Here is a 1,525-nt window from a genome sequence, read left to right as displayed (position 1 = left end):
AAATATTTGGCAGGAATTAAATTAATTGTTTACTCAATTTTGGTTGATATAAATGCGACGAATATCTTATTTGATTGTTTATTAAGGTTTTATTTCATCGCGTAGAAGTGCCTTAGGACGGTAAAATAGTGGTAAAAAACGTGCTAGTCGCGACTGAAATGTTCACTCAGAGCGGCTCGTCGTTTTGATGCTGCGCCCACTTCTGAACCTTGAACAGTATGCTCAAATCCCTTTCGAATGAATCGCTGATCTGGGATTCGAGGTTCAATTCGGCGTATTTGTGGTGACAGATGAGAGCCAGAAAGTTGATACGCGGTTTCACCTAATCCGGTATTTAAGGTGATGACTTTGCCATCAAACGCAAATTCCGTCGTGATCAAACGATGATTTCGATACACCCCATCGGAGGTAAAAATAAGGCGTTCGGTTTGATAAGGTGGAGCACCAATTTCGATCCACTCACCATAGACGTGTTCGGGGTTGATGTAATCTTGGTAGGAGACGTGGAGCTGATAAGCGAAAAAAGCCACCAAACTGCAGACAAAAATAACGAACGCACTTTTTACCATCTTAAGCTGGTGTCGAGCCCAAAATGAAAGTTGCGGTTCTTTATCTTGTTTCCTTTTCCTGCGAGCGGGTATGGCCATGAGTACTCTTATCGTCCTTTTTTAATATGGTGGAAACCTTCCGCACTAAAAACAAACAATCTCGCCGTTGCGACCCAGAAACTATGATCTAATGTCCACTTTTACAATCGGATACACTATTACTGATTGATTTGTCGTTAATGATTGACTCCTTAGTGATTAAGAATGGACTGCAAATTTCGAATTATTCTTTCCTGTTGCGTTAGCCAAATTCTGTGCTGATTAACTGAGTTCTCAATTCGGTAGAATCTCTGTGCTTTAAAGGCTTGAGTCGCAGAAAAAAACAGGGTAAAAAAGAGCGGACTTTTGATAAGGAAACCAATAATGAGTATTAAGGAAAATAGCTATTTTGCAGGCGGTGTAAAGTCACTAGGTTTTAACCAGCACGGACAGGATGTTAGTGTCGGTGTGATGCTTCCGGGCGAGTACACATTTGGTACACAGGCTCCTGAGCGCATGACAGTCGTTAAAGGTGCTCTCGTGGTGAAACGCGTAGGTGAAGCCGACTGGACAACCTACAGCAGCGGTGAGTCGTTTGATGTTGAAGGTAACTCATCATTTGAGCTGCAAGTGAAAGACGCAACGGCTTACTTGTGCGAATACCTATAATCGGTACAAATGCTGAATTGCTTTAAGCCACCTTTGGGTGGCTTTTTTAGTTGCGTAATTTCCTTGAACTGGCGCACGAGATATCGCTTAGAATTCGGTATCTTGGCGCTATTTATGCGCAACTGTGTATATACTTAGTATAAGTACACCCATCAACCAAGGAGGAAGTGATGGCAGTACAACGCAAGCATTCTGATCTCCCTCCTCGCTACGAAGCGAGCGATTTAACGAATGAACAGCGACACCGCTTTACTGAAGTAGCGAACGCG

The 1,525-nt window shown here is 42.9% G+C and carries 2 protein-coding genes; one reads left to right on the top strand and one right to left on the bottom strand.

The window, feature by feature from the left end; genetic code table 11:
- Window positions 1-143 precede the first annotated feature (143 nt).
- On the bottom strand, window positions 144-647 hold the full coding sequence (locus tag R7Q38_RS23175; protein WP_020841634.1) for a DUF2850 domain-containing protein: 504 nt from the start codon (window positions 645-647) through the stop codon (window positions 144-146).
- A gap of 324 nt (window positions 648-971) precedes the next feature.
- Here R7Q38_RS23175 and R7Q38_RS23170 point away from each other — a divergent pair, with 324 nt between their 5' ends.
- Entirely contained in the window at window positions 972-1,256 is a 285-nt protein-coding gene (locus tag R7Q38_RS23170) for a pyrimidine/purine nucleoside phosphorylase (protein WP_005464991.1), read from the top strand.
- Window positions 1,257-1,525: the final 269 nt, after the last annotated feature.

The organism is Vibrio sp. Vb0598 (genome assembly GCF_033338935.1).
Classification (GTDB): domain Bacteria; phylum Pseudomonadota; class Gammaproteobacteria; order Enterobacterales; family Vibrionaceae; genus Vibrio; species Vibrio alginolyticus.
Note: the sequence above shows the minus strand (reverse complement) of the source record. Positions and strands in the feature narration are given on the sequence as shown.

Bases quoted from the DNA above. Each gene is read 5' to 3' on its own strand.
- R7Q38_RS23170 (WP_005464991.1), top strand. From the start codon at position 972: ATGAGTATTAAGGAAAATAGCTATTTTGCAGGCGGTGTAAAGTCACTA.
- R7Q38_RS23175 (WP_020841634.1), bottom strand. From the start codon at position 647: ATGGCCATACCCGCTCGCAGGAAAAGGAAACAAGATAAAGAACCGCAA.